Below are 24,537 nucleotides of genomic sequence, written 5' to 3' on the forward strand. Positions count from 1 at the left end.
CCCCGCGCGCCGCGCCACCCTATTCCGATGAAGGAGCAAGCATGATGAGCGTCGAAATCGCAAAGGACGGCCCCGTCACGATCGTCACGATCGAGCGCCCGGCGAAGCGCAACGCGGTCGATCCCGCGGCCGCCGACGCGCTGCGCGACGCCTTCGCCGCCTTTGCGGTGGACGACGATGCGAAGGTCGCCATCCTGACCGGCAGCGGAGGTCATTTCTGCGCCGGCTTCGACCTCGGCGCGGTCGGCGCTAACCGCTACGATCCCGACGGCCCCGGCCCGATGGGACCTACGCGGATGCTGCTCGAAAAGCCGGTGGTCGCCGCGGTCGAGGGGCATGCCGTCGCCGGCGGGCTCGAACTCGCGCTCTGGTGCGACCTCCGCGTCGCGGCGGAAAGTGCCGTCTTCGGCGTCTATTGCCGCCGCTGGGGTGTCCCGCTGATCGACGGCGGCACCGTCCGCCTGCCGCGCATCGTCGGGCAAGGCCGCGCGCTCGACATGATCCTCACCGGCCGTCCCGTCGAAGCCGACGAGGCGCAGCGCATCGGCCTCGCCGACCGCGTCGTCCCCGACGGCAGCGCGCTCGCCGCCGCGGTCGAGCTCGCCAAACAGATCGCCGCCTTTCCGCAAATCTGCATGAACAGCGACCGGCTGAGCGCCTACCGCCAATGGGATTTCGGAATCGAAGGCGCGCTCGCGCACGAAGCGCACGCCGGCCTCGCTCCTTTGCGCGAAGGCGCGGCAGCGGGCGCGAAACGCTTCACCGACGGAGCCGGTCGGGGCGGCAGCTTTGCTACTTTTACCGGGGAATGACCGAGAAACCATAAAGGCGGCCCCCCGGGGGCAAGCCCGAGGTGCCGAAGGTTGGGAGGGGGGCATTGCGCACGCGATGTCTGCAACTTTGCAGGCCGCGAACGCGTGAGGTCCGGCATTTCTTCGAAGCCCCGCGCGATGCCGGTGGTGGAAGCGATCAGGAAACGCGATTAAAGTGCGTCGTTTCCAGTTTTTGAAGCTTGTCGCTGGACCAGACGATCGTTTCGGTCATGGATTTCAGATCCTTCGCAACGGTATAGACGCGCGTCGACACCCGCGCGCCCGCCTTGCTCAGCGTCATCACCAAGGTGTCGGGCGCCGGCTGACGCAGAGCGACGCTGTCGATGAAATCCATATTGCCGGTGACCGGTACGGCGACGCCATCGAGCGCGGCGGTCGATTCGGCATGCCTGCGCGAGCCGTCCGGCGCGACGATTTCGACCCGCGTTGTCCATTTGCCGTCCTGCGATGCGCGAAACGTCATCGTCACCCGTTGCGGCCGTTCTTGCTCGGGCATGGCCGATGCGTCCAGCGACCAGCTTCCGGCGAGCGGCAGCGGCTCGGATGCCGCGCTGTGGACGGCGTCGGATGTTCCGGCCTGATCGGCGGAAGGGGCGGTTGCGACCATCAATCCAGCGGCCGCCAAGGGTATTGCGATGAGCATAACGATCATTCCTTTCGAACCACGAACCCCAATGGTTGCGGTGTGCGCCAAATCCTTCACGGTGGAGCGCTGGCTCGAAAGATCGATATTTTCGTCACAAGTTTTTTGGCGGTCCAGAAGCCGCGCCAATTCGCGGCTGCTGCCGACGCCCGTTTTCCGGCGGGCGGAGCGCAAACGCTCGTTAATCGAGGTTTCCGAACGGCCCAGACGCGCTGCGATGGTCTTGACCGTATGCCCGGCGACCAACAGGCGCAAGATTTCCATTTCCAGGTCGGTAAGGCGTGCGGACAAGCCGGGAGCAGGTTCATCGGCAGACATGTGCTTCGCTCACCACAGCCTCACGAACAGGTCCATCCCAATTTAATTGGGAAAAGGCAGCAGGGCCAGACCGGGCGTGAGAGAAGCGTCTCCGCCTACCCCTTCGCCATCAGCTTCATCGTCATCGCCGTCAGCGCCTCGGTCGCAGTCGAGATCACCGCCGGCGCGTCGGGTGCCCAGAAGGGTGAGTGCAGGCTCGGCAGCGTGCGGCCTTCCTTCTTCGCCGCGTCATATTCGGCCTGCGGCACCCCGCCGACCCAGACAATCAGGCTCTTGATGCTTTTGTCCTCGCGCCCGAAACGGCCGAAGTCCTCGCCGCCCATCACCGGCGGCATCTTGACCACGCGTTCCCCGCCGAAGCTCGTCGTCAGGAACGCTGCCATTTCCTCGGTGAATTCGGGGGTGTTGAAGGTCGCGGGTGTATATTCGTCCCGCTGCACCGTCACCACGGGCATCCGGTCCTCGGGCACGCCCGCCGCGATCGCCTCGCCCTTCGCGATGCGTGCGATGCCGTCGAGCAGATGGTCGCGCACCGTGTCGGTATAGCTGCGCACCGTCAGCTGCAGCCGCGCTTCGTCTGAAATAATATTATGCTTGGCGCCCGCATGAAAGCTGCCGACGGTCACCACCGCGCTATCGAGCGGGCTTACCTCGCGCGACACCAAGGTCTGGAGCGCGCCGACGATGCGGCTCCCAAGCACGATCGGATCCTTCGTCGCCTGCGGATAGGCGCCGTGGCCGCCGACGCCCTTCACCAAAATGTCGACGCTGTCGACATTGGCGAGCGCATAGCCCGGCGTATAGCCGATCTTGCCCGCGGGAAACTGCGCCGCGTCGTGGAACGCCAGCACATATTCGGGTTTCGGGAAGCGCGTATAGAGGCCGTCCTCGAGCATCATCCGCGCGCCCGCGCCGCGTTCCTCGGCGGGCTGGCCGATCATCACCAGCGTGCCCGACCATTTATCCTTGTTCGCCGCCATCAGCCGCGCGACGCCGACCCAGGCGGTCATATGTGTGTCGTGGCCGCACGCGTGCATCACGCCGGTTTCGACGCCTTCCTTGGTGGTGACGCGCACCTTCGACGCGCCGGGCAGCCCCGTCTGCTCGGTCACCGGCAGCCCATCCATGTCGGCACGCACCATCACGACGGGGCCGGCGCCGTTCTCCATCACCGCGACGATGCCGGTGCCGCCGACCTTTTCGGTGACCTTGAAACCCAGCTCGCGCGCCTCGGCGGCGAGGATGCCCGCCGAGCGGACCTCCATGAAGCTGAGTTCGGGGTGGGCGTGCAGATCCTTGTAGATCGCCATCAGCGACGGCATCTGCTGTTCAACCTCGCCGCGCAGCGCCTGCGCCGCCGCGGGCATCGCGCCCGATACCGTCAAGACCAGCGCCGCCGCACCCGTCCACAAAATCCGCATCATCTTTCCCCTGTTTTGTCCGTTCTTCAGCCCGCCGGGACCAGTTCGATCACGTCGAGCAGCGATTCATACGCCGGTGCGGGCAGCACGACGCGCCACCGATTGTCGCCGATCCGTTCGACCAGCCCCGCCATATCGCGCATCCGGTCGCTGCCGTAATTGATCGCCATCTTCTCGTCGCCGAGCTCGAGCGTGCCGAGGAAGACCTGGCGCTTCAGATTGTCGGGAAAGATCAGGCCGACGGGGCGCTGCGACCCCGACAGCTTGGTCAGGCTCGACAAGCCTTGCTCGGGCGCGACGCGGCAGCGGAACCAGCTATAGGCGATATAGCCGAGCACCCCGCGCCCCTGCGCACCGACCTTGATCGTGCGGCAGCGATATTCGCCCGCGGGCAGATGCGGGTTGGGCAACGCCGCCATCGGCTGAAGCAGCGCGCCCTCGCGGTCGATCTCGGCGCCAAAGCCCTTGGCGCGCGCATCGGCGAGCGCCGCCTGCCAGCTGCTGTACCAGCCGCGGATCCGCTGCTTGTCGGCATCGGTCGCGGTCGCACGCCAGCCGCCCGTCGCCTCGGGAAGCGGCGCGTCGGCCGACGACGACGGCATCGCAGGAACCATCGTGCGACACGCGCTCAAAGTGACGCCCAGCGCCACCGCAAAAACCCATATGGTGCGACCCATGATTCTCTGTTTCTCCCCGACCCCTCGATGGTTAACCTTAAGGGCGCAAAGGAGATTGCTCAAGGGCGGAGGAGCTTAAGCCGCCGTCCAGCCGCCATCGACGCTGAGGTTCGCGCCGGTGATGTTCGCCGCTTCGTCGCGCGTCAGGAAGCTCGCGAGCGCCGCGACCTGCTCGACCGTGACGAACTGCTTCGTCGGCTGCCCCGCCAGCAGCACATCGTTGATCACCTGCTCGCGCGTCATGCCGCGCGCCTTCATCGTGTCGGGAATCTGGTTCTCGACCAGCGGCGTCCAGACATAGCCCGGGCTGATGCAATTCACCGTTATTCCGGCGTCCGCCACCTCCAGCGCGACGGTCTTGGTCAATCCCGCAAGCCCGTGCTTCGCGGTGACATAGGCCGATTTGAACGGCGAGGCGACGAGCGAGTGCGCCGAGGCGGTGCCGATGATCCGCCCCCATTTCTTCCTCCGCATCCCCGGCACCGCGTGACGGATGGTGTGGAACGCCGCGGTCAGGTTGAGCGCGATGATCATGTCCCACTTCTCGACCGGGAAATCCTCGACCGGCGAGACGAACTGCATGCCCGCATTGTTGACGAGGATGTCGACGCCGCCGAAATCCTTGTCGGCGCGCGCGAACATCGCCTCGATCTCTTCGGACTTGGTCAGGTCGGCGCCGTCATAGCCCGCCTTGCCCCCGCTGATCGCCTCCAGCCCCTTGCGTTCTACCTCGACCGCATCGGCGTCGCCGAAGCCATTGATGATGATGTCGGCGCCGTCGGCTGCGAAGGCTTTCGCGATGCCGAGCCCGATGCCCGAGGTCGATCCGGTGACGAGGGCGGTCTTTCCTTTAAGGCGCATGGTGCGGGGTCCTTCTTCTTGGGGGGAGAGAAATCATCCGAGGTCGTTGCCGGCCTTCGGCTTCAGCCCGTCGGGCTGCACTGCGAAGCTGTCGGACCGGCCCTCGGCGATGCTTTCGGCGAGCAGATGGCCGTCCTTCATCGCCGCCTCGACCGCGGCGCGGCCGAGCGCCCAGTTGACCTCCATCGTCGAGCGCGAAAATTCGAAGTCGCGCGCGCCGGTCTGCCACGCGGGCGGCTCGTGGATCAACTGCACGACGTTCAGCGCCTTGCACTCGACCATCCGCCGCACCGCCTTCACTTCGGCGAGGTCGGCGAACTCCTCGGGCAGCTTCGCGAGCATCCGGTCGATCAGCCGATGCTCCTTGCGCCGCCGTACCAGCCCGTCCGAGATCCGCCGCGTGCGGCTCGAAAAACGGATGTCCTTCTCGCGCGACCAGGCCTGCTCGAGGTCGTGCGGCCGCTCGCCCCGCGCCGGAAACAGGTCGACCTGAAACACCAGCATATCCTCATGCGCCGCCGCGACGACATGTTCGAGCGGGGTGTTCGACACGAGGCCGCCGTCCCAATACCAATGCCCGTCGATCTCGACCGGCGGCAGCCCGGGCGGCAGCGCCCCAGACGCGAGGATATGCCGCGCGTCGATCGTGTCGCATGTCGTGTCGAAATAGCGGAAGTTTCCGGTCTCGACCGCCACAGCGCCGACCGACAGCCGCACCTTGCCCCGGTTCACCCGGTCCCAGTCGACCAGCCGGTCGAGCGTCGCCGCCAGCGGCGCGGTGTCATAGAAGCTCACCGCCTCGGGCGTCTGCCGCGCGGCGAGTGCCGGCGGCGGAAAGCGCGGCGTGAAAAAGCCCGGCACGCCGAACGCCATCACCTGCCCCGCCGCCGCCATGTGCGACCATTCGCGTGCCCAGTCATTGTCGGGGGTCGGCAGCGAGGGGAGCGCCGACGACACGCCCTCCCAAAACTCGCGCATCTTGCCGACCGCCTGATCGCGCTCGTTCCCCGCGATGATCGCGGCGTTGACCGCACCGATCGAAATCCCCGCGACCCAGTCGAGTTCGATGCCTAGGTCGATCAGCGCCTCATACACCCCCGCCTGAAACGCCCCGAGCGCGCCGCCGCCTTGCAGGACGAGCACGACGAGGTCGGGAAGCGGCAAGGCGGCGCGGGCGGCTCGGCGGGGCATGGACTCGGGCGACAATCCTCTGACGTGCAGCGGCGCCCATGTTGCACCGCAGCACGCGCCATTGCAATGGCTTGTCGGCTTCGAAGCCCCTTCCAATTGCCCCCCGCTGCTGTAACACTCGCGCCGGAACGACCTTGATGGTGGAGAAGCCCGATGCGCCTCGACGATTATGATCCCGGAGACGATATTCGCGATCTGGGCCGGGGCGGCGGCGGTTTCGGCGGCGGCGGAGGCGGTGGTCTCGGCGGGCTGCTGATCGGTTTCCTGCCGATGCTGCTCGGGCGCAAAATGGGCTGCGGGACGATCCTGCTGCTCGGCGCGGTGGCGTTCTTCGTGCTCGGCCCCGGCTCCAACATGTTGAATCTCGGCAGCGGGACGAGCGATCCGATGGCCGACAGCCGCAGCGGTGCCAACGTCGCCTGCGACACCCAGGCCGAACGCTTCGCATGCAACGTCTTCGGCTCGACGCATCAGGTGTGGAGCGAACTCATCAGCGGCTATCAAAGGCCGACGCTCAACTTCTTCACCGAACGGAACCAGTCGGGCTGCGGCGCGGCGCAAGCGGCGATGGGCCCCTTCTATTGCCCCGCCGATCAGGGCGTCTATCTCGACACCGCCTTCTTCCGCGAACTCGAACAGCGTTTTGGCGCCGCGGGCGACGCCGCGCAGGCCTATGTCGTCGCGCACGAGGTCGGCCATCATATCCAGACGATCAGCGGCATCTCGAACCAGGTTCGCCAAGCGCAGGCGCGCGCCTCGCAGGCCGAGGGCAACCAGTTACAGGTTCGCATGGAATTGCAGGCCGACTGCTACGCCGGCGTCTGGGCATCGCGCGCGCGCAACAGCGCTGGCCAGCCGGTGATGGAACCGGGCGATATGGAGGAAGCGATGCGCGCCGCCAACGCGATCGGCGACGACACGCTGATGCGCTCGGCGGGGCAGCGCCCCGTCCCCGAAAGCTTCACCCACGGGACGAGCGAGCAGCGCATGACTTGGCTCCGCCGCGGCCTGCAGACGGGGGACCCGCGCCAGTGCAACGCCTTCGATACCGCCATCTGACCGCCGCGCTCGCGGCATCCCTCTTGGCGGCATCGCCGGCGTCGGCCGAAACGCTCTATATCGTGGCCGGGCGGCTGATCGACGGCGTGTCCGAAACCGCCCGCACCGGCCAGTGCATCACGGTTGAGGCCGAGCGGATCAAGGCGGTCGGCGCGTGCGGGCAAACGCCCGAAGGCGCAACGCGGCTCGACTGGTCGGCCTTCACCGTCCTCCCCGGCCTGATCGACCTCCACACCCACCTCGCCGACCTCGGCCAGAGCGCCGATCTCGCCGCGCCGATGAAGGCCTCGCCCGCCGAAACCGCGCTCGTCGGCGCGCGCAACGCGCGCGTCACGCTCGAAGCGGGCTTCACCAGCGTCCGCGACGTCGGCACCTATCGCGGCCTCACCGATGTGGCGCTCCGCAATGCGATCGACCGCGGCGACGTTCCCGGACCGCGCATGTGGGTCGCGGGCGCCTATCTCACCATCCCCAAGGGCGGCGGCGAACTCAACGGCGTCGTCCCGAACGAAGAGTTGCCGCCCGACATGCGCCTCGGGGTCGCCGCGACGCCCGAGGAAGCGGCGGCCAAGACGGCGTATCTGCTCGACCATGGTGCCGATTTCATCAAGACGATCGCGACCGGCGCGGTGCTCGCGATCGGCACCGAACCCGGCGCGCCCGAACTGACGCCCGAACAACTCCGCGCGATCGTAAAGGTCGCGCATGCGCGCGGCAAAAGGGTCACCGCGCACGCGCACGGCGCCGAAGGGATCAAAAATGCGATCCGCGCCGGCGTCGACAGCATCGAGCACGCCAGCCTCGCCGACGAAGAGGCGCTGCAACTCGCGAAAAAGCACGGCACCTGGCTCGCGATGGACATCTACAACGGAACCTATATCGACGAGGTCGGCACGAAAGAGGGCTGGCCCGAGGAATATCTGCGCAAGAACCGCGAGACGACCGACGCGCAGCGCGCCGCCTTCCGCCGCGCGGTCGAGCTCGGTGTCAACATCGGCTATGCGACCGACGCCGGGGTCTATCCGCACGGGCTCAACGCGCGCCAGTTCCGCAATATGGTCAAATACGGGATGACCCCGATGCAGGCGATCCAGTCGGCGACCGGCCGCGCCGCCGAGGAAATGGGGCGCGGCGACGTCGGCGTGATCGTTCCCGGCCGCTATGCCGACTTCGTCGCGGTCAGGGCCGACCCGCTCGCCGACATCGGCGTGCTCGAAAAGATCGACCATGTGATGAAGGGCGGCGTGCTGGTGCGCTGACGGCGGGTTTCAGCCCCTCTCCATCATCGTCACCCCGGACCTGATCCGGGGTCCATTAGCGCGACGCCGGAGGATTGGATCCCGGATCAAGCCCGGGATGACGACGTCAACTATGCTCGACCTCGTGCACCGCCTTCTTGCCGCGCACCTTCTTGACCGCCGCAATCTGCGCCCGCCCGATCCGCGACGCGGCATGAACCTCTGCCCGCGCGAGCAGCAGCGCCAAATCCTCGCGGCCGATGTCGAACGTCTCGCCCAGATCGTCGAGCGCGGCGTCGATGTCGTCCATCAGCAGCCCCGCCGGCGCCGCAGCGACCGCGGGCTTGCCTTCGACCGCCGCCGCGCGGTGCGGATAGCTGTGCCCCGAAAAGCGGTGAAAGACCCAGCCCGCCGCGACGAGGAGCAGCGAATTGACGAGCATCGGCAGCAGCAGGTGCGCGGCGTGCCCCGATTGCAGCGCATGGCCGCCGATCACCGCGCTCAGCGCCGCGGCGCCCCCCGGCGGATGCAGGCAGCGCAGCAGCGACATGATCAGGATCGCGCCGCCCACCGCCAGCGCCGCCGCGAGCGCCGGCTCCGGCACCATTCCCGTGACGATCACCCCGAACGCCGCCGACAGGACATTGCCGCCGACGATCGACCAGGGCTGTGCGAGCGGGCTCGCGGGGACCGCGAACAGCAGCACCGCCGACGCGCCGACCGGCGCGACGATCCACGGCGTCGCCGCTGGAAAGAACAGCACGCAAAACACGCCCGCGACCGCGATCCCGATCAGCGCGCCGACGCTGCCGATCGCGCGGTCGCGCAGGCTCGCGCCCGCCAGCAGCGGCACGAACAAACGGATGGTGGTGGTCGACAGCGCCCGGAACAAGCGATTCTCCTCTTTCGGGCCGCGCCGATGGACCATTATGGCGCTGCGATCCAGACAGCTTTGATTGAACGGCGCGAAGTTCGATTTACGATCACCCTTGAACCAGCCGGTCGCGCCGCTAAACCGCTTTCATGCGAAACCAACTCCTTGCCAGCGCGATCGCGCTCGCCGCCGCCCTTTCCACCCCCGCCCTCGCCCGTCCGATGACCGAAGTCGACCTCGCGACGCTGAAGCGTGTTGCCGCGCCGACGGCGTCGCCCGACGGCCGCTGGGTTGTCTTCCAGATGACCGAGACCGAGGCGGAAACCTACAAAAGATCGACCGGCCTCTGGCTCGTCGACCGTCAGACGAAGGGCGCAAAGCCGGCACCGATCGCCGACACCGCGGGCAAGAACGAGACCTCGCCTGCCTTCGACAAGGACGGCTTCCTCTATTTCCTCTCGAACGCCTCGGGCAAGGATCAGGTCTGGCGCATCGATCCGAAAGCGGGCGGCGCCGCGACGCAGGTGACCGACACCCACGCCGACGTCGCGGGCTTCAAAATCTCGCCCGACGCGACCAAGCTGCTCGCCTGGGGTGACATCGCCAAGGAGTGCACCGACTTCGGCTGCGAGGCAAAGGACAAGGGCGCGCTGACCGGCCCCGGCACCGGCCGTCTCTACAAGGATGGCGCAGGTTTCGTGCGTCACTGGGACCATTGGGAAACCCCCGGCACCTACAGCCGCCCCTTCGTCTTCAACCTCGCAGGCGGCAAGGCGATGGCCGCGCGGCCGGCCGACGGCAATCTGATTGGCGACACCCCCTCGAAGCCCTTCGGCGGCGGCGAGGAACTTGCATGGGGTGCCGACAGCCGCACGGTATTCTTCACTTTGCGCAAGGCCGACCGGAACGAGCCGATGTCGACCAATCTCGACATCTACAGCTGGCTCGTCGACAGCCGGATGGCACCGGTCAATCTGACGCAGGACAATCAGGCGACCGACACGCTGCCGACGCCGTCGCCCGACGGCAAATGGCTCGCTTACGTCGCGATGGCGCGCCCGGGTTACGAGGCCGACCGGCTCGTGCTGATGCTGCGCAACCTCGAAAACGGCGAGACGAAGAAGCTCACCAACGCGTGGGACCGCTCGGTCGGCTCGATCGCCTGGGCCCCCGACAGCAAGTCGCTCTACGTCACCGCGCAGGACACGCTCGAACATCCGGTCTTCCGCGTCGATGCCGCGACGGGCAAGGTCGAGAAATTGAAGGCGTCGCCCGATGAATATGCGGGCAATATCGGCGATGTCACCCCGCTCCCCGGCGGCGCCCTCCTCTATTCGCGCAACAGCGCGCTCGCGCCGACCGACCTCTTCGTCCGCGATGCCAAGGGCAAGGTCGGCCAGCTCACCGACGTCAACGCCGCGACCCTCGCCACATTCGATCCGGTAAAGCTCGAAAAGATCGAGTTCGCCGGTGCGAACGGCGACAAGGTCTGGGGCATGATCCTCAAACCCGCGAACAGCACGGGCAAGCTGCCGGTCGCCTTCATCGTCCATGGCGGGCCGCAGGGCAGCTTCGGCAACAGCTGGTCGACGCGCTGGAACCCGCGCCTCTTCGCGCAGCAGGGTTATGGCGTCGTCACCGTCGATTTTCACGGCTCGACTGGCTATGGGCAGGCCTTCACCGACAGCATCAACAAGGATTGGGGCGGCAAGCCGCTCGAGGACCTCAAGCTCGGCCTCGCCGCCGCGGGCCAGCAGGATGCGCAGCTCGATCTCAATAACGCCTGCGCACTCGGCGCCTCCTACGGCGGCTATATGATGAACTGGATCGCGGGCCAGTGGACCGACGGCTTCAAATGCCTCGTCCAGCACGATGGCGTCTTTGATCTTCGCGCGATGGCGTTCGAGACCGAGGAGCTGTGGTTCGACGAATGGGACCATGGCGGCCCCTGGTGGGAACGCACCGACCCCGAAAAGTGGAACCCGGTCAATCATGTCGACAAGTGGAAGACCCCGATGCTGGTGATCACCGGCGAAAAGGATTTCCGTATCTCGTACAGCCAGGGCCTCGCCGCCTTCACCGCGCTCCAGCGCCGGAATGTTCCGTCGCAATTGCTCGTCTTCCCCGACGAAAATCACTGGGTGCTCAAGGGGGCGAACAGCGTCCAGTGGCACCAGACGGTGTTCAACTGGCTGGGTGAGCATCTGAAGAAGTAGGCCGACTTTTCTGCATCGTCACCCCGGACTTGATCCGGGGCCTGCCTTCTTGACGAAAAGAAAGGCGGGTGCCGGGTCAAGCCCGGCATGACGAGGTAGATAGGGCTGTTCCAGCTATCCCCCCTTGCCGCCTCGCCCCCCGGCTGGCAAAGGCGCCCGGCTATGCCGATGGAAAAAACCTTCGATCCCGCCGCTATCGAGGCGAAATGGGCCCATGAGTGGGAAAGCCGCGGGCTGTTTCGCCCGTCGCGCCCCGACGCGACCCCCTTCACGATCGTCAACCCGCCGCCGAACGTCACCGGCGCGCTGCACATCGGTCATGCGCTCGACAACACGCTGCAGGACGTGCTCGTCCGCTACGAGCGGCTGCGCGGCAAGGACGCGCTGTGGGTGGTCGGCATGGACCATGCCGGCATCGCGACGCAGATGGTCGTCGAACGCCAGCTCAACGAGCGCCAGCAGAAGCGCACCGATTTCACGCGCGACGAATTCGTCGACAAGGTCTGGGAATGGAAGGCCGAAAGCGGCGGCCAGATCACCGGCCAGCTCCGCCGCCTCGGCTGCTCGATGGACTGGAGCCGCGAGCAGTTCACGATGGATCCGCATTTCACCGAGGCCGTCGTGAAGGTCTTCGTCGACCTGCACAAGAAGGGCCTGATCTACCGCGACAAGCGGCTCGTGAACTGGGATCCGGCACTCAAGACCGCGATCTCGGACCTTGAGGTCGAATCGCGCGAAGTGCCGGGCCATATGTGGCATTTCAAATATCCGCTCGCGGGCGGCGAAACCTACACCTATGTCGAGCGCGACGCCGACGGCAACGTCGTGCTGCAGGAAGAGCGCGACTATATCGCGATCGCGACGACGCGCCCCGAAACGATGCTCGGCGACGGCGCGGTCGCGGTGCACCCCGACGACGAACGCTACCGCCCGATCGTCGGCAAATATTGCGAAATCCCGGTCGGGCCGAAGGAACATCGCCGCCTGATCCCGATCATCACCGACGAATATCCCGATCCGCATTTCGGGTCGGGCGCGGTCAAGATCACCGGCGCGCACGACGAGAATGACTATGGCGTCGCGCAGCGGGGTGGCATCCCGATGTACCGGCTGATGGACGAGGTCGCGGCGATGCGCGCCGACGGGGCGCCCTATGCCGAAGCCGCCGCGCGCGCGGTCGAGATCGCGAAGGGCGCGACCGCGACCCCGGCCGAAATCGACGCGCTCAACCTCGTTCCCGAGGAATATCGCGGGCTCGACCGCTACGAAGCGCGGAAACGCGTCGTCGCCGACATCGACGCCGAGGGCCTGATGGTCAAGGTCGAGGACAAGCTGATCATGCAGCCCTTCGGCGACCGCGGCGGCGTGGTGATCGAACCGATGCTCACCGACCAATGGTATGTCGACGCCAAGACACTCGCGCAGCCGCCGATGCAGGCCGTGCGCGACGGACGCATCAACATCGTGCCGAAGACGTGGGAGAAGACCTTCTTCAACTGGATGGAGAATATCCAGCCATGGTGCGTCTCGCGCCAGCTCTGGTGGGGCCACCGCATCCCGGCCTGGTACGCCGACGATGGCCGCATCTTCGTCGCCGAGACCGAGGAAGAGGCGCAGGAACAGGCAGGCGCGGAAGTCGCCCTCACCCGCGACGAGGATGTGCTGGACACCTGGTTCTCCTCCGCGCTCTGGCCCTTCGCGACGCTCGGCTGGCCCGAGAATACCGAGCTGCTGAAGCGCCACTACCCCAACGACGTCCTCATCTCGGGCTTCGACATCCTCTTCTTCTGGGATGCGCGCATGGCGATGCAGGGCATGGAGTTCATGGGCGATGTGCCGTGGAAGACGCTCTATCTCCACGGCCTCGTCCGCGCGCCCGACGGCGCGAAGATGTCGAAGTCGAAGGGCAATGTCGTCGATCCGCTCGGACTGATCGACCAGTATGGCGCCGACGCGCTGCGCTTCTTCATGTCGGCGATGGAAAGCCAGGGCCGCGACATCAAGATGGATGACGCGCGCCTCGCGGGCTATCGCAACTTCGCGACGAAGCTGTGGAACGCCGCGCGTTTCTGCGAAGCCAATGGCATTTCGGCCTCGACCAGCTTCGAAGCGCCGTCCGCGACGCGCCCGGTCAACCGCTGGATCATCGGAGAAGTCGCCGCGACCGTCACCGCGATGGAAAGTGCCTTCGCCGCCTATCGCTTCGACGAAGCCGCGAACGCGATCTACAGCTTTGCGTGGGACCGCTTCTGCGACTGGTATCTTGAGCTGATCAAGGGAAGCATCGACGAAGAGACCAAGGCCGTCGCCGGCTGGGTGCTCGACCAGATCCTCGTCATGCTCCACCCCTTCATGCCCTTCATCACCGAAGAGCTGTGGACCGGGCTCGGCGACCGCGCCGATTATCCGCTGATCACCGCCAAATGGCCCGCGCCGAACGCCGCACGCGATGCCGACGCCAGCGCTGATATCGACTGGCTGATCAAGCTCGTGAGCGAACTGCGCACCGCCAAGGCCGAACTCGGCCTGCCGCCGGGCGCGCGCCTCACCGCGCATTTCCCGGCATCGCTGAAATCCCGCACCGACAAGCTCGCGGCGCAGCTCGACCGCCTCGCGCGCCTCGAAAGCGTCAGCTTCGACTCCGCCCCCGCGGGCGCATCGGCGCAGCTCGTCGTCGAGGGCGAGACGATCACTGTCCCGCTCGAGGGCGTGATCGACATCGCCGCCGAACGCGACCGGCTGACCAAGGCGCTCGCCGCCGCGACGAAGGAACGCGACGGCCTCGCCGGCCGCCTGAACAATCCCTCCTTCGTCGAACGCGCCAAGCCCGAAGCGGTCGAAAAAGCGCGCGCCGACCACGCCGCAAAGGAGGCCGAAGCCGACCGCCTGACCGCCGCACTGGCCCGCTTGGGGTGAGTGACGGCGAAAGCCCCGTCACGCCGACGCCCGTCGCGGCGGCGGCCGATCCCGCCGCGAGCCCAATCCCGCCGCGCCAGACCGCGCGCGACGGGCGGATGGATCTGACCCACGGCCCGATCACCAAAACGCTGATCCTCTTCGCGCTGCCGACGCTCGCGTCGAACATCCTCCAGACGCTCTCGGGGTCGGTGAACGCGATCTGGGTCGGGCAATTCCTCGGCGAAGGCGCGCTCGCCGCCACCGCCAACGCCAACATCATCATGTTCCTGATGTTCGGCGCCTTCTTCGGTTTCGGCATGGCGGCGACCGTCCTCATCGGCCAGTCGATAGGTCGCGGCGACGTCGACGCCGCGCGCCGCGCGACCGGCGGCGTCATCGGCCTCGCGCTGATCTTCTCGGTCGTGATCGCGGTCGTCGGCTGGTTCGCGTCGGATCGCATATTGCGCTGGCTCGAAACCCCGCCCGAGGCCTTCGCGCTCGCGCACGATTATCTCCGCGTCACCTTCCTCGCCGTCCCCGCCTCGATGCTGTCGGTGACGCTGATGATGGCATCGCGCGGCGCGGGCGATGCGATAACGCCCTTGCGCTTCATGATCCTCGCGGTGGTGCTCGACATCGTCTTCAACCCCGTGCTGATCCTCGGCCTCGGCCCCTTCCCGCGCCTCGGCATCGCGGGCAGCGCGCTCGCCACCGCCGCCGCCGGCACGATCAGCCTCGCGGGCATGATCGGCTGGTTCTATGCGAAGAACCATGTCCTGCGCCTGCGCGGCCGCGAACTATCCTATCTCTACCCCAAATGGTCGGAGCTGCGTTTCATCATCGGCCGCGGCCTGCCGATGGGCGCGCAGATGCTCGTCATCTCGGGCGCCGGGCTCGTCATGGTCGGCCTCGTCAACCGCGAGGGGCTGGTCACCGCCGCCGCCTATGGCGCGACGCTCCAGCTCTGGAACTATATCCAGATGCCCGCGCTCGCGGTCGGTGCGGCGGTCAGTTCGATGGCGGCGCAGAATATCGGCGCGAACCGCTGGGACCGCGTCGCGTCGGTGACGAACAGCGGCATCATGATCAACCTCGCGATGACCGGGGCGCTCATCGTCCTGCTCCTGATCTTCGACCGCGCCGCGCTCGCCCTCTTCCTCGGCAGCGAGAGCTCCGCGATCGAGGTCGCGCGCAATATCCAGCTCATCGCGACCTGGACCTTCCTGCCTTTCGGTACGACGATCGTGCTGATCAGCACGTTGCGCGCCAACGGATCGGTCGTGCCGCCGCTCGTCATCCTCTTCCTGTCGATGTTCCCGATCCGCCTCGGCATCTATTATTTCGGTTATCCGACGGTGGGCAGCGACATCCTCTGGTGGAGCTTTCCCTCGTCGTCGCTCGCCTCGCTCGCGATGGCGTGGGCGATCTACCGGCGCGGCAACTGGCGCCGCACGCTGCCGTAACCCGCCGGCTGACCGGCGGCCGCTTTCGACCAAGGCGCGCGCAGCTTCGACTGGCGGCCCGGCGCCCGCTAGCCATCGACCGGCTTTTGCCGCTAAAGCAACGTCAATGAATGTGACAAACCGCAAAGACGCGCTGCGCGACCAGCGCGCGAAAATGCTGGCAGCGGCGCCCGACTGGCGCGCCTCCGACGCCCGCGTCAACCCGCGCGTCGCGATCGGGTCGATCATCGCGATGTGGCTGATCTATTTCCTGATCACCACGGGGCTCGCGATGCTGACGGGCGCGCCTGATCAATGGTCCTATGCCGGCCGCCGCGCGATCGTCGTCATCGCGGGTATATTGTGCACCTTCGTCCTCTATCAGCTGCTCCAGCGCGCGCAGCCGCAAAGCTTCGGCGCCCGCCTTGCCGCGGCGATGGGCGCCGCGATCCCCCTCGTGGTCGTCTATGCGACGATCAACCTGCTCGTCTTCTTCTATTGGTTTCCCGCACCCGACACCGCGAAGATCATCGAGGAAGTGCAGTCGAAATTTCCCGTCGCCTGGGAAATGGTCCTGATCCTCGACAGCTCGATCCGCTGGTACTTCTTTTTCGCCGTATGGGCGGCGCTTTACGTCGCTTTCGGCTATGCCAACGAAATGCGCGCGGTCGAACGGCGCGCCAATCATTTCCGAATGGAAGCGCAAACCGCGCAGCTTCGCGCACTCCATTACCAGGTCAATCCGCATTTCCTCTTCAACACGCTCAACTCGCTGTCAACGCTGGTCCTGAAGGGATCCAAAAGCGAGGCCGAGACGATGATCATGAACCTCTCGTCCTTCCTCCGCTCGAGCCTGGCGGTCGACCCCGAACAGCTCGTCAGCCTCGACGAGGAAATCGCGCTTCAACGCCTCTATCTCGACATCGAACAGACGCGCTTTCCCGACCGGCTCCAGGTCGAAGTGACGATGCCCGACGAGCTGAAAAACGCCTGCGTGCCGGTGCTGATCCTGCAACCGATCATCGAAAATGCGATCAAATACGGCGTTTCGCCCAGCAAGGGCAAAATCGCGATCCGCCTTGCCGCCAGCGCCGAATTTGGGCTGCTCATCCTTCGCATCGAGAATGACATCGACCCCAGGGCGCCGGTTCCCGCCTCGGGCACCGGCCTCGGCCTCGGCAATGTCCGCGAGCGCCTGCTGACGCGCTATGGCCCCACCGCCGGCTGCGAATGGGGCCCGTCGGACGATGGCGGTTTTGTGGTATCACTGTGGCTGCCGCTGGCTAGGGAGGCTTGCTGACCCTCATGATACAGACGCTTCGCACCCTGATCGTCGACGACGAACCGCTCGCGATCGAGCGCCTGCAAATCCTCGCCGGCCAACAGGATGGCGTCGCGCTCGTCGGCACCGCGAGCGACGGTGCGTCGGCGCTGCGGATGGTCGACGCGCTCGCGCCCGACCTCGTGCTCTGCGACATCGCGATGCCCGACCTCAACGGGCTGGAGGTCGCCGCGGCGATCGAGGCCATGGACAATCCGCCCGCGGTCGTTTTCGTCACCGCCTTCGATCGCTATGCCGTCGCGGCATTCGACGTCGCCGCGGTCGACTATCTGCTCAAACCCGTGTCGCCCGACCGCCTCGCGCGCGCGCTGTCGCGCGTCCGCGAATGGCGGATGACCGAGCGGACGCCCGCGCAAAAGAGCAAGTGGATCAACGAATTCTGGGTCCAGAACCGCGGCGAGATGCTGCGCATCGACGCGGGCCAAGTCGACCTCATCGAGGCAGAGCGCGACTACATGCGCCTGCACGTCGGCGGCCGCAGCTGGCTCATTCACCAGACGATCAAGTCACTGGAAGCGCGCATGGACCCCGACCAGTTCATGCGCATCCACCGCTCGAAGATGATCCGCCGCGAAGGGATCGTCGGATTGAAACATCATGGCGACGGCGCGTGGAGCGTCGATCTGGGCGAAGGCGGCATCCATCGCATCGGCCGCACCTATTTGCACGACGTCAAGGCGATCATGCACGCCTGACGAAACGGCGGCCATGCCGCCGGCTCGCTGGAAGATGTCACCTTGGGTGAGGAGCGGACATATGCTCCTCTCCCCTTGAGGGAGAGGATAGCGCAGCTTGCTCCCTTGGGAGCTAGCGAAGCTTGGAGAGGGGGTGCGACGCCGGCGGACGCAAACCCCCTCTCAACTTCGGCTAGGCAGCAAGCTGCCAAGCCTTCGTATCTCTCCCTCAAGGGGAGAGATATCAAACCATCCAATGGCAGCTACCACAAAAAAGGCGGTCATGCCGTTGGGCAAGACCGCCTTCTTGGGACGACATACGGCCGGGGTTGGTCAGGGAGCGGCGACGACCACCGGCCCTTGGTCGGCCAGTCGCGTGCCGCCGCCGTTGAACAGCGCGGCAAGCTTCGTTTCGGCATCGCGCGTCGCGTGCGCCATGCACTCGCGCTCGGCGACGCGCTCGCGCAGCGTCACGCGGCTCGGCGATCCGCAAACCTTCTGGACGGCCATCTTGACGCGGGTCGTCAACCGTTCGCGGCCGCGTTCGCTCGACAGGTTCAGATCGTCATACGACACGGTAACGCTCCGCGTGTCGTCTTGCGCGAAAGCGGGCGCAGCGAGGCCGGCCGTCGCCAGCGGCACTGCCAGCAGCATGAGGGAAAATTTCGCCATGGGGGAGTCCTCTCTACAAGGGATGCGGGATACCGGATCGCGGACCGGGGAGACCGTCTTCCGATATCCCGCAACACGGGTAATACTCTTTGGACGTCATGGGATTCATCTTTGGATCGATGGGGGCGAACGGCCGCTCGATTTACGGACGAAGTGCGTCCATCCGTCGACGAATGGCCGGCGGCGGGGCAATATCATGGCGCCGGACTTGCATTGAACACGCGCTTGGGGTCAAATCCGCCAGTGGCCAGGAAATTATCTTTCGTTGCGAGTCGGCGCGGCGGCGAATTGCTGCTCCGCTTGCTGCTGCTCGCGCTGGCGGGAGCACTCGCCGGAGTGCTGCTGGGCGACAAGAGTGCCGAACCGCTTGCGGCAGCGCGCATCGGCGATGATCCCGCCTCCTATGCGCAGTACAGCGCCAACCCCGACGCGCGCGTACCGCAGGGCGAAACCGCCGCCCCGTGCTTCGCTTGCCCCGACAGCTATGGCGTCGCGGCCCGGCTTCGCGTCGAACGCGAGTCAAGGATGGAGAATGCCTTCCGCGAACTCGGCGCCGTCGACCTCGACGCGCCGCTGCCGGACGAACGGGTCCCCGAACCCGCCCCCGAACCCGCCGACGATGGCTACCAATATGGCGGTCGCTTTCCCGACCCCGGCCCGCGGCTCGAAACGCTCGCGCCCGAAGACATAGCCCTACCGGTTACGGAAAAGGGAACCCCGCCCGTCGAAACGCCTGTCGCGCCGACGACGAAATATTGAGAATCTTGAACGGATTTAGTTCAATCTACAACAAATGAGCTGTTCGTCCTGAGCTTGTCGAAGGGCCGTCATTCCTTTGCTACGTCAAAAAACAGGACGGTGCTTCGACAAGCTCAGCACGAACGGATGGGCGTTGCAGATTAACTGCTCGCCGCATTCCAAATTCTCCAGCCCCTACTTCGGCGGCACGGGCGCGGGCGGCGCGCAGCGCGTCGTATCGCCCGCCTTGCACGCCGCGACGTCGGCCTCCCATTTGATCCGCTCTTCGGCCGACATGGCGGCCACGCGCGCCTTTTCGGCCTCATAGGCCGCGGTTTCATCGGCATAGACCTGCTGGTCGTGCGCCACCTGCTGCTGCGCCGCCGACACTTCCTGTGCATAAATCGTGTTGTCGGAACGCGCGCGCGCGGCCTGTTCGGCGTTGAGCCGCGCCGTATTCGCGCGCTCCTCCGGCGTTGTGCCGTCGGGCGCCTTCTCTTCGGCGGCGGGCGCGGGCGTCGCCGCGGGTTCGGTAGCGGGGGCCGCTTCGGGCGCCCGCCAAGCCATCGCCTGGCCCGACGAAAGCAGCGCGAAAGCGGCGGTCGCCGCCCAAATCCTTCTGGTCATCGAAGTCACTCCTTCAAATCATTCCTGTCCGGCGGTCGAACGCTTGGTCCGGTGGACCGTTCCCGCCGATTTGACCTCGGGCGGGGCAGCCGCCATGCTGGAGTTCACCCTGTCCGATCGGCCGCCCCTTTGCCAGCACCCCCTAAACGCCCGCTCACCAAACATCCCCTCAACCGCCCGGTATTTTTCACGCCGCTGGCGGTGCTGCTCGCCGCCGTCATCCTCAGCCTGTGGCAGGGCGCAGCCGTCGTCGCGGCCGAAACCGCGATCAACGACTGGATCCTTCGCAATTTCTCGCCGCTTTTCGCCTGGGCGGGGATCGGCTTTCTGGCGCTGCTCGCGAGCATCGCTCTCTCGCCGCTCGGCGGGCGGATCATCGGCGGCCCGGGTGCGACGCCCATTCTCTCGCGCTGGCGCTGGTTCGCGGTAACCCTCTGCACCACCATCGCCACCGGCATCCTCTTCTGGGGCGCGGCCGAGCCCTTGTTCCACCTCAACGATCCGCCCGCGATGCTCGGGCTAGAGCCCGGCAGCGACGCCGCCGCGACCTTCGCGATGTCGACGATGTTCCTGCACTGGACGCTGACGCCCTACGCGATCTACACCGTCGCCGGGCTCGCCTTCGCGCTGGTCTATTACAACCGCCGCGAGCCCTTCAGCCTTTCGTCGCTCTTCGTCCCGCTGCTCGGCCAGCGCGCGCATGGCGTAGCGGGCGTCGCGATCGACATCCTTTGCCTCTTCGCGCTCGTCGCCGGCATGGCCGCCTCACTCGGTGCCGGCGTTCTCGCGCTCGCCGGCGGGATCGAAGGGCTCGGCGGTTTCACGGGCGGCGCGCCGCTCCGCTGGACGATCGCCGGCGCGATTGTCGCGACCTTCATCCTGTCGGCCGCGCTCGGCCTCCAGCGCGGCATCACGCGCCTCTCGCTCTTCAATATTTGGCTGTTCTTCGCGATTCTGTTGTTCGTGCTGATCGCGGGGCCGGCGGACAGGCTCGCCGGGCTCGGCATCGCGGGCGCGGCCGATCACGTCGCGACATTCCTGCCACGCAGCATCGGTGTCGACGTCGATCCCGAATGGCACCGACAATGGACGATCTTCAACTGGGGCAACTGGTTCGCTTGGGCCCCGGTCACCGCACTTTTCCTCGGCCGCCTCGCGGTCGGTTACACCGTCCGCGCCTTCATCCTGTTCAACCTGCTGCTCCCGTCGCTATTCGGTGCGGCATGGATGACGATCATCGCCGGCACGACCATCGCCCTCGACCAGCAATCGGGCGGCAACCTTTACGCCGTGCTTAGCAGCGTCGGCCCCGATCCGCTCCTCTATCGGCTGTTCGACCAGCTCGGCGGCGGCCTGCCGGTTCTCACCTTGCTGATCGGCGCGATCTTCATCTCCTACGTCACCGCGGCGGACAGCAATGTCTCGGCGATGAGCGCGCTCTCGACGCACGGCATCTCCCCCGAAACGCCGGAGGCGCCGCTGATGGTCAAGATCGTTTGGGGCGCGACCGTCGGGCTGGTCGGAACGATCCTCGTCGCTGCCGGCGGGATCGGCGGCATCCGCATGATGTCGGTGCTTGGCGGGTTCCCTGCGCTCTTCATCATTCTGGGCGCCGCGCTCTCGTTGCTCGCGATAGCGGTACGGGGACGGCACGAGGCCGCCCCCGCCCGGTCCTGAGAAAGGGGTCCCAGGACCTACCAGATTTTCGTGCGTTCTTCGGGCTTCAGATAGTATTTGGCGCCCGCGTCAACGCCGAACGCCTTGTACCACGCATCGACGTTGCGCACGGGACCGATGATGCGCCAGCGCGCGGGGCTGTGGGGGTCGCTCGCCACCTGCTGCTTGATCGCGTCGTCGCGCGCCTTGTCGCGCCACGCCTGCGCAAAGGCGAGGAAGAAGCGCTGATCGCCGGTCAGCCCGTCGATCACTGGCGCTTCCTTGCCGCCAAGCGAGCGGTGATAGGCATCATAAGCGACCTCCAGCCCCGCGAGGTCGGCGATATTCTCACCCATCGTCAGGTCGGGATTGATGAAGGCGCCGGGCGCCGCCTCATAGGTCGCATATTGCGAGCCGAACGCCTTCGCCTGGGCATCGAAACGCGCCGCGTCCTCGGCGGTCCACCAGTCGCGCACCGCGCCCTCGGCGTCGATCTTGCGGCCCTGATCGTCGAACCCATGGGTGATCTCATGGCCGATCACCGCGCCGATTGCGCCGTAATTGACCGCATCGTCGACGCTCTCGCTGAAATAGGGCGCCTGCAATATGCCCGCCGGAAACACGATCTTGTTCTCCAGCCCGCCATTATAGGCGTTCACCGTCTGCGGGTTCATCGCCCATTTCTTGCGATCGACGGGCTTGTTCAGGTCCGACAGGGCATAGGCATATTCGAAGGCCGAGCTGCGCTTCACATTGCCGTAAAGATCGACGGGGTCGATCTTCAGCTCCGAATAGTCGCGCCATTTGTCGGGATAGCCGACCATCACGTCCATCTTCGCGAGCTTGGCAAGCGCTGCATCCTTCGTGGCGGGCGCCATCCAGCTGTTGGCCCGGATGCGATCGCCCATCGCGAGCTTCAGGTTCGCGACGAGCGTCTCCATCTTGGCTTTGGCCCTCGCAGGGAAATATTGCTTCGAATAGGTCTCGCCGACCAGTTCGCCGAGGCTGCCGTCGACGAGCGTCAGCCCGCGTTTCCAGCGCGGACGCAGCTCGCCGACCCCGCTCAGCGCCTTCGTATATTCGAAGCGACTGTCGACGAACGTCTTGTCGAGATAGGGCGCCGCATTGTCTGCGACATGGAACTGCTGCCACAGCTTGATCGTGTCGAGCGGGGTCTTGGCATAGAGCGCGGCGATGTCGCGAATTGCGGTCTTCTCGTTGACGATGATGCGTTTCTGCGGCGCGATGCCGGCGCCGTCGAACCACGCTTTCCAATCGAGCCCCGGCGCATAGGCGGCGAGTTCGTCCGACGACATCGGGTTGTTGATCTTGCCGATGTCGCGGCGATCGGCGATCGCCCAGCTGACCTTCGCGATCTCGGTCTCGAACGCCATGATCGCGTCGGCCGCCCTTTCGGGGTCGGCGTTGCCCGCCATCTTCATCGTCCGCGCGATATAGGCGCGATAGGCGTCGCGCTGCGGCTTGAAGCTGTCGTTCAGATAATAGTCGCGTTCGGGCAGGCCGATCCCCGCTTGGCCGAGCCAGAGCACGTTGACGGTCGGATCGGCGGTATCGGCATAGGGGCCGCCGCTGACGATCGTCGAACCGAATGTCCCCTGCGTGCTGCCCATGAAACGCGCCATGGCGCTCTTGTCCGCGATCGCCGAGACCGCGGCGATGTCGGCCATCAGCGGCTTCGTGCCGAGCGCCTCGACCCGCGCCTCGTCCATGAAGCTCTGATAAAGGCCGCCGACCTGACTCGTCGCAGGCGCGCTCGTCACAAGTTGGCGAAGCTGCCGCTGGGTCAGATTATAGACGTCATAATCGACCCCCGCCGAGGCCTGGTCGGCCGGAATCTCGGTTCGGGCGAACCAGCCGCCGTTCGCATATTTGTCGAAATCGTCACCCGGCTTCACCGAAGTGTCGCGCGCGCCCAAATCGACACCCCATTTTCCGAAGGTCAGGGCCGTCAGCGCATCTTCCGCCGGGGCATCGTCCCCGCCCGTTTCCGCCGCCGCCTTGAGCATATCCCGCGCATCGACGTCATTCGCCATGGCGGGCGTCGCAACCAGCGCTACCGCAATCGCCAGCCCCGCGACGCTCGAAGTGAAATTCTTCATATCCCCAGTCTCCCATTCCCCGGCGCCGCGTGTAGACGCGGCGCGCATGGCCATCCTTGTCCGCCCGCCGCGCCGGAGGGTCAAGCGAGCGGCCCGACGCTGGTCGAAGCCTTTGTGGGGTTGGTGGAAACACCCGCATTGCGGCGCCGCATCGGGCCACCTATCTATGCGGCGAACGGGCGCAAACCGCCCTTGCGCTATCAGAACAAATCTGGAACAAATCCCTCCCATGAGTCTCACCCATATTTCGGTTCGCGGTGCGCGCGAACACAACCTCAAGGGCGTCGACGTCGACCTGCCGCGCGACGCGTTGATCGTCATCACCGGCCTGTCGGGCAGCGGCAAATCGTCGCTCGCCTTCGACACCATCTATGCCGAGGGCCAAAGGCGCTATGTCGAGAGCCTCTCGGCCTATGCCCGCCAGTTTCTCGAGATGATGCAGAAGCCCGATGTCGAGCATATCGACGGGCTTTCGCCGGCGATCAGCATCGAGCAGAAGACGACGAGCCGAAACCCCCGCTCGACCGTCGCGACCGTCACCGAAATCTACGACTATATGCGTCTGCTTTGGGCGCGCGTCGGCATCCCCTATTCGCCCGCGACGGGGGAACCGATTTCGGCGCAGACGGTCAGCCAGATGGTCGACCGCGTGATGGAGCTGCCCGAGGGTACGCGCGCCTATCTGCTCGCTCCCGTCGTGCGCGGCCGCAAGGGCGAGTATAAGAAGGAGCTCGCGCAGTGGCAGAAGGACGGCTTCACGCGCGTCCGCATCGACGGCGAGTTCTACGAAATCGGCGAGGCGCCGGCGCTCGACAAGAAATACAAGCATGATATCGAGGTGGTCGTCGACCGTATCGCGGTGCGCGAAGGGCTGGAGACGCGGCTGGCCGACAGTTTCGAGACGGCGCTGAAACTTGCCGAAGGTGTCGCGTATGTCGACATGGCCGATGGGGAGGTTCCGGGGCGCGGGGGCGAGGTCGGCGGGGCGATGAAGGGCGCGGGCATACCGGCCAACCGCTTGATTTTCAGCGAAAAAA

Annotated in this window: 19 protein-coding genes and 1 pseudogene; 11 read left to right on the forward strand and 9 right to left on the reverse strand. The window is 66.1% G+C overall.

Annotated features, from left to right (window positions below; genetic code table 11):
• The first annotated feature begins 41 nt into the window (after nt 1-41).
• The gene (locus FG95_RS14600; RefSeq protein WP_235211573.1) at nt 42-812 is read left to right on the forward strand and encodes a crotonase/enoyl-CoA hydratase family protein; all 771 of its coding nucleotides are present in this window, start codon (nt 42-44) and stop codon (nt 810-812) included.
• A gap of 157 nt (nt 813-969) precedes the next feature.
• On the opposite strand, the gene FG95_RS14605 is transcribed toward FG95_RS14600, so the two are convergent.
• The 5 genes from FG95_RS14605 to FG95_RS14625 form a co-directional block, all read right to left on the reverse strand.
• Nucleotides 970-1,794: a helix-turn-helix domain-containing protein gene (locus tag FG95_RS14605; RefSeq protein WP_081933168.1), complete on the reverse strand. Its 825-nt coding sequence runs from the start codon at nt 1,792-1,794 to the stop codon at nt 970-972.
• Nucleotides 1,795-1,889: 95 nt separating this feature from the next.
• Nucleotides 1,890-3,218 (reverse strand): amidohydrolase, encoded by a 1,329-nt coding sequence (locus FG95_RS14610; RefSeq protein ID WP_081933169.1) that lies wholly within the window; start codon nt 3,216-3,218, stop codon nt 1,890-1,892.
• Between the two features lie 23 nt (nt 3,219-3,241).
• Entirely contained in the window at nt 3,242-3,892 is a 651-nt protein-coding gene (locus FG95_RS14615) for a DUF4893 domain-containing protein (protein ID WP_037556826.1), read from the reverse strand.
• A gap of 75 nt (nt 3,893-3,967) precedes the next feature.
• The gene (locus tag FG95_RS14620) at nt 3,968-4,753 is read right to left on the reverse strand and encodes a 3-hydroxybutyrate dehydrogenase (RefSeq protein WP_037556827.1); all 786 of its coding nucleotides are present in this window, start codon (nt 4,751-4,753) and stop codon (nt 3,968-3,970) included.
• A gap of 33 nt (nt 4,754-4,786) precedes the next feature.
• A complete protein-coding gene (locus FG95_RS14625) occupies nt 4,787-5,944 on the reverse strand; it encodes a patatin-like phospholipase family protein (RefSeq protein WP_037556828.1) in 1,158 nt (385 codons plus the stop codon).
• A 153-nt stretch (nt 5,945-6,097) separates the two neighbouring features.
• Here FG95_RS14625 and ypfJ point away from each other — a divergent pair, with 153 nt between their 5' ends.
• Both ypfJ and FG95_RS14635 read left to right on the forward strand, forming a co-directional pair.
• On the forward strand, nt 6,098-7,003 hold the full coding sequence (gene ypfJ / locus FG95_RS14630; RefSeq protein WP_037556829.1) for a KPN_02809 family neutral zinc metallopeptidase: 906 nt from the start codon (nt 6,098-6,100) through the stop codon (nt 7,001-7,003).
• On the forward strand, nt 6,976-8,262 hold the full coding sequence (locus FG95_RS14635; RefSeq protein ID WP_037556830.1) for a metal-dependent hydrolase family protein: 1,287 nt from the start codon (nt 6,976-6,978) through the stop codon (nt 8,260-8,262). Before ypfJ ends, FG95_RS14635 begins: the two co-directional genes overlap by 28 nt.
• Nucleotides 8,263-8,368: 106 nt before the next feature.
• Here the strand turns inward: FG95_RS14635 and FG95_RS14640 are convergent, their stop codons facing one another.
• A complete protein-coding gene (locus FG95_RS14640) occupies nt 8,369-9,133 on the reverse strand; it encodes an HPP family protein (protein ID WP_235211574.1) in 765 nt (254 codons plus the stop codon).
• A gap of 131 nt (nt 9,134-9,264) precedes the next feature.
• On the opposite strand from FG95_RS14640, the gene FG95_RS14645 reads away from it, so the two are divergent.
• The 5 genes from FG95_RS14645 (at nt 9,265) to FG95_RS14665 (ending at nt 17,708) form a co-directional block, all read left to right on the forward strand.
• Complete coding sequence (locus FG95_RS14645) at nt 9,265-11,331, forward strand: S9 family peptidase (protein WP_037556831.1); 2,067 nt, start codon at nt 9,265-9,267, stop codon at nt 11,329-11,331.
• Between the two features lie 162 nt (nt 11,332-11,493).
• Nucleotides 11,494-14,247, forward strand: coding sequence for a valine--tRNA ligase (locus FG95_RS14650; RefSeq protein ID WP_037556832.1), 2,754 nt, complete (start codon nt 11,494-11,496; stop codon nt 14,245-14,247).
• A 98-nt stretch (nt 14,248-14,345) separates the two neighbouring features.
• Nucleotides 14,346-15,692, forward strand: coding sequence for an MATE family efflux transporter (locus tag FG95_RS14655; protein WP_037556845.1), 1,347 nt, complete (start codon nt 14,346-14,348; stop codon nt 15,690-15,692).
• A 106-nt stretch (nt 15,693-15,798) separates the two neighbouring features.
• Nucleotides 15,799-16,971, forward strand: a complete 1,173-nt coding sequence (locus tag FG95_RS14660; protein WP_037556833.1) for a sensor histidine kinase — start codon at nt 15,799-15,801, stop codon at nt 16,969-16,971.
• A gap of 5 nt (nt 16,972-16,976) precedes the next feature.
• Complete coding sequence (locus FG95_RS14665) at nt 16,977-17,708, forward strand: LytR/AlgR family response regulator transcription factor (protein WP_037556834.1); 732 nt, start codon at nt 16,977-16,979, stop codon at nt 17,706-17,708.
• Nucleotides 17,709-18,020: 312 nt separating this feature from the next.
• Here FG95_RS14665 and FG95_RS14670 read toward each other — a convergent pair whose 3' ends face one another.
• Nucleotides 18,021-18,359 carry a UrcA family protein gene (locus FG95_RS14670; RefSeq protein WP_081933170.1) on the reverse strand — a complete coding sequence of 113 codons (339 nt, stop codon included), beginning with the start codon at nt 18,357-18,359 and terminating at the stop codon, nt 18,021-18,023.
• A gap of 153 nt (nt 18,360-18,512) precedes the next feature.
• Between FG95_RS14670 and FG95_RS14675 the strand changes: the two genes are divergently transcribed.
• Nucleotides 18,513-19,118, forward strand: a complete 606-nt coding sequence (locus tag FG95_RS14675; RefSeq protein WP_152567665.1) for a hypothetical protein — start codon at nt 18,513-18,515, stop codon at nt 19,116-19,118.
• Between the two features lie 174 nt (nt 19,119-19,292).
• On the opposite strand, the gene FG95_RS14680 is transcribed toward FG95_RS14675, so the two are convergent.
• Complete coding sequence (locus FG95_RS14680) at nt 19,293-19,724, reverse strand: hypothetical protein (RefSeq protein ID WP_037556837.1); 432 nt, start codon at nt 19,722-19,724, stop codon at nt 19,293-19,295.
• A gap of 129 nt (nt 19,725-19,853) precedes the next feature.
• Between FG95_RS14680 and FG95_RS14685 the strand changes: the two genes are divergently transcribed.
• A complete protein-coding gene (locus FG95_RS14685) occupies nt 19,854-21,401 on the forward strand; it encodes a BCCT family transporter (protein WP_037556838.1) in 1,548 nt (515 codons plus the stop codon).
• A 17-nt stretch (nt 21,402-21,418) separates the two neighbouring features.
• On the opposite strand, the gene FG95_RS14690 is transcribed toward FG95_RS14685, so the two are convergent.
• On the reverse strand, nt 21,419-23,500 hold the full coding sequence (locus FG95_RS14690) for a M13 family metallopeptidase (protein WP_037556839.1): 2,082 nt from the start codon (nt 23,498-23,500) through the stop codon (nt 21,419-21,421).
• A gap of 229 nt (nt 23,501-23,729) precedes the next feature.
• Here FG95_RS14690 and FG95_RS14695 point away from each other — a divergent pair.
• Nucleotides 23,730-24,537, forward strand: a pseudogene (locus FG95_RS14695) (excinuclease ABC subunit UvrA); the annotation flags it as partial.

The organism is Sphingopyxis sp. LC363 (assembly GCF_000756385.1).
Lineage (GTDB): Bacteria > Pseudomonadota > Alphaproteobacteria > Sphingomonadales > Sphingomonadaceae > Sphingopyxis.

Coding starts and splice junctions, on each gene's coding strand:
- FG95_RS14600 (WP_235211573.1), top strand. CDS start 42: ATGATGAGCGTCGAAATCGCAAAGGACGGCCCCGTCACGATCGTCACG.
- FG95_RS14605 (WP_081933168.1), bottom strand. CDS start 1,794: ATGTCTGCCGATGAACCTGCTCCCGGCTTGTCCGCACGCCTTACCGAC.
- FG95_RS14610 (WP_081933169.1), bottom strand. CDS start 3,218: ATGATGCGGATTTTGTGGACGGGTGCGGCGGCGCTGGTCTTGACGGTA.
- FG95_RS14615 (WP_037556826.1), bottom strand. CDS start 3,892: ATGGGTCGCACCATATGGGTTTTTGCGGTGGCGCTGGGCGTCACTTTG.
- FG95_RS14620 (WP_037556827.1), bottom strand. CDS start 4,753: ATGCGCCTTAAAGGAAAGACCGCCCTCGTCACCGGATCGACCTCGGGC.
- FG95_RS14625 (WP_037556828.1), bottom strand. CDS start 5,944: ATGCCCCGCCGAGCCGCCCGCGCCGCCTTGCCGCTTCCCGACCTCGTC.
- ypfJ (WP_037556829.1), top strand. CDS start 6,098: ATGCGCCTCGACGATTATGATCCCGGAGACGATATTCGCGATCTGGGC.
- FG95_RS14645 (WP_037556831.1), top strand. CDS start 9,265: ATGCGAAACCAACTCCTTGCCAGCGCGATCGCGCTCGCCGCCGCCCTT.
- FG95_RS14650 (WP_037556832.1), top strand. CDS start 11,494: ATGCCGATGGAAAAAACCTTCGATCCCGCCGCTATCGAGGCGAAATGG.
- FG95_RS14655 (WP_037556845.1), top strand. CDS start 14,346: ATGGATCTGACCCACGGCCCGATCACCAAAACGCTGATCCTCTTCGCG.
- FG95_RS14660 (WP_037556833.1), top strand. CDS start 15,799: ATGAATGTGACAAACCGCAAAGACGCGCTGCGCGACCAGCGCGCGAAA.
- FG95_RS14665 (WP_037556834.1), top strand. CDS start 16,977: ATGATACAGACGCTTCGCACCCTGATCGTCGACGACGAACCGCTCGCG.
- FG95_RS14670 (WP_081933170.1), bottom strand. CDS start 18,359: ATGGCGAAATTTTCCCTCATGCTGCTGGCAGTGCCGCTGGCGACGGCC.
- FG95_RS14680 (WP_037556837.1), bottom strand. CDS start 19,724: ATGACCAGAAGGATTTGGGCGGCGACCGCCGCTTTCGCGCTGCTTTCG.
- FG95_RS14690 (WP_037556839.1), bottom strand. CDS start 23,500: ATGAAGAATTTCACTTCGAGCGTCGCGGGGCTGGCGATTGCGGTAGCG.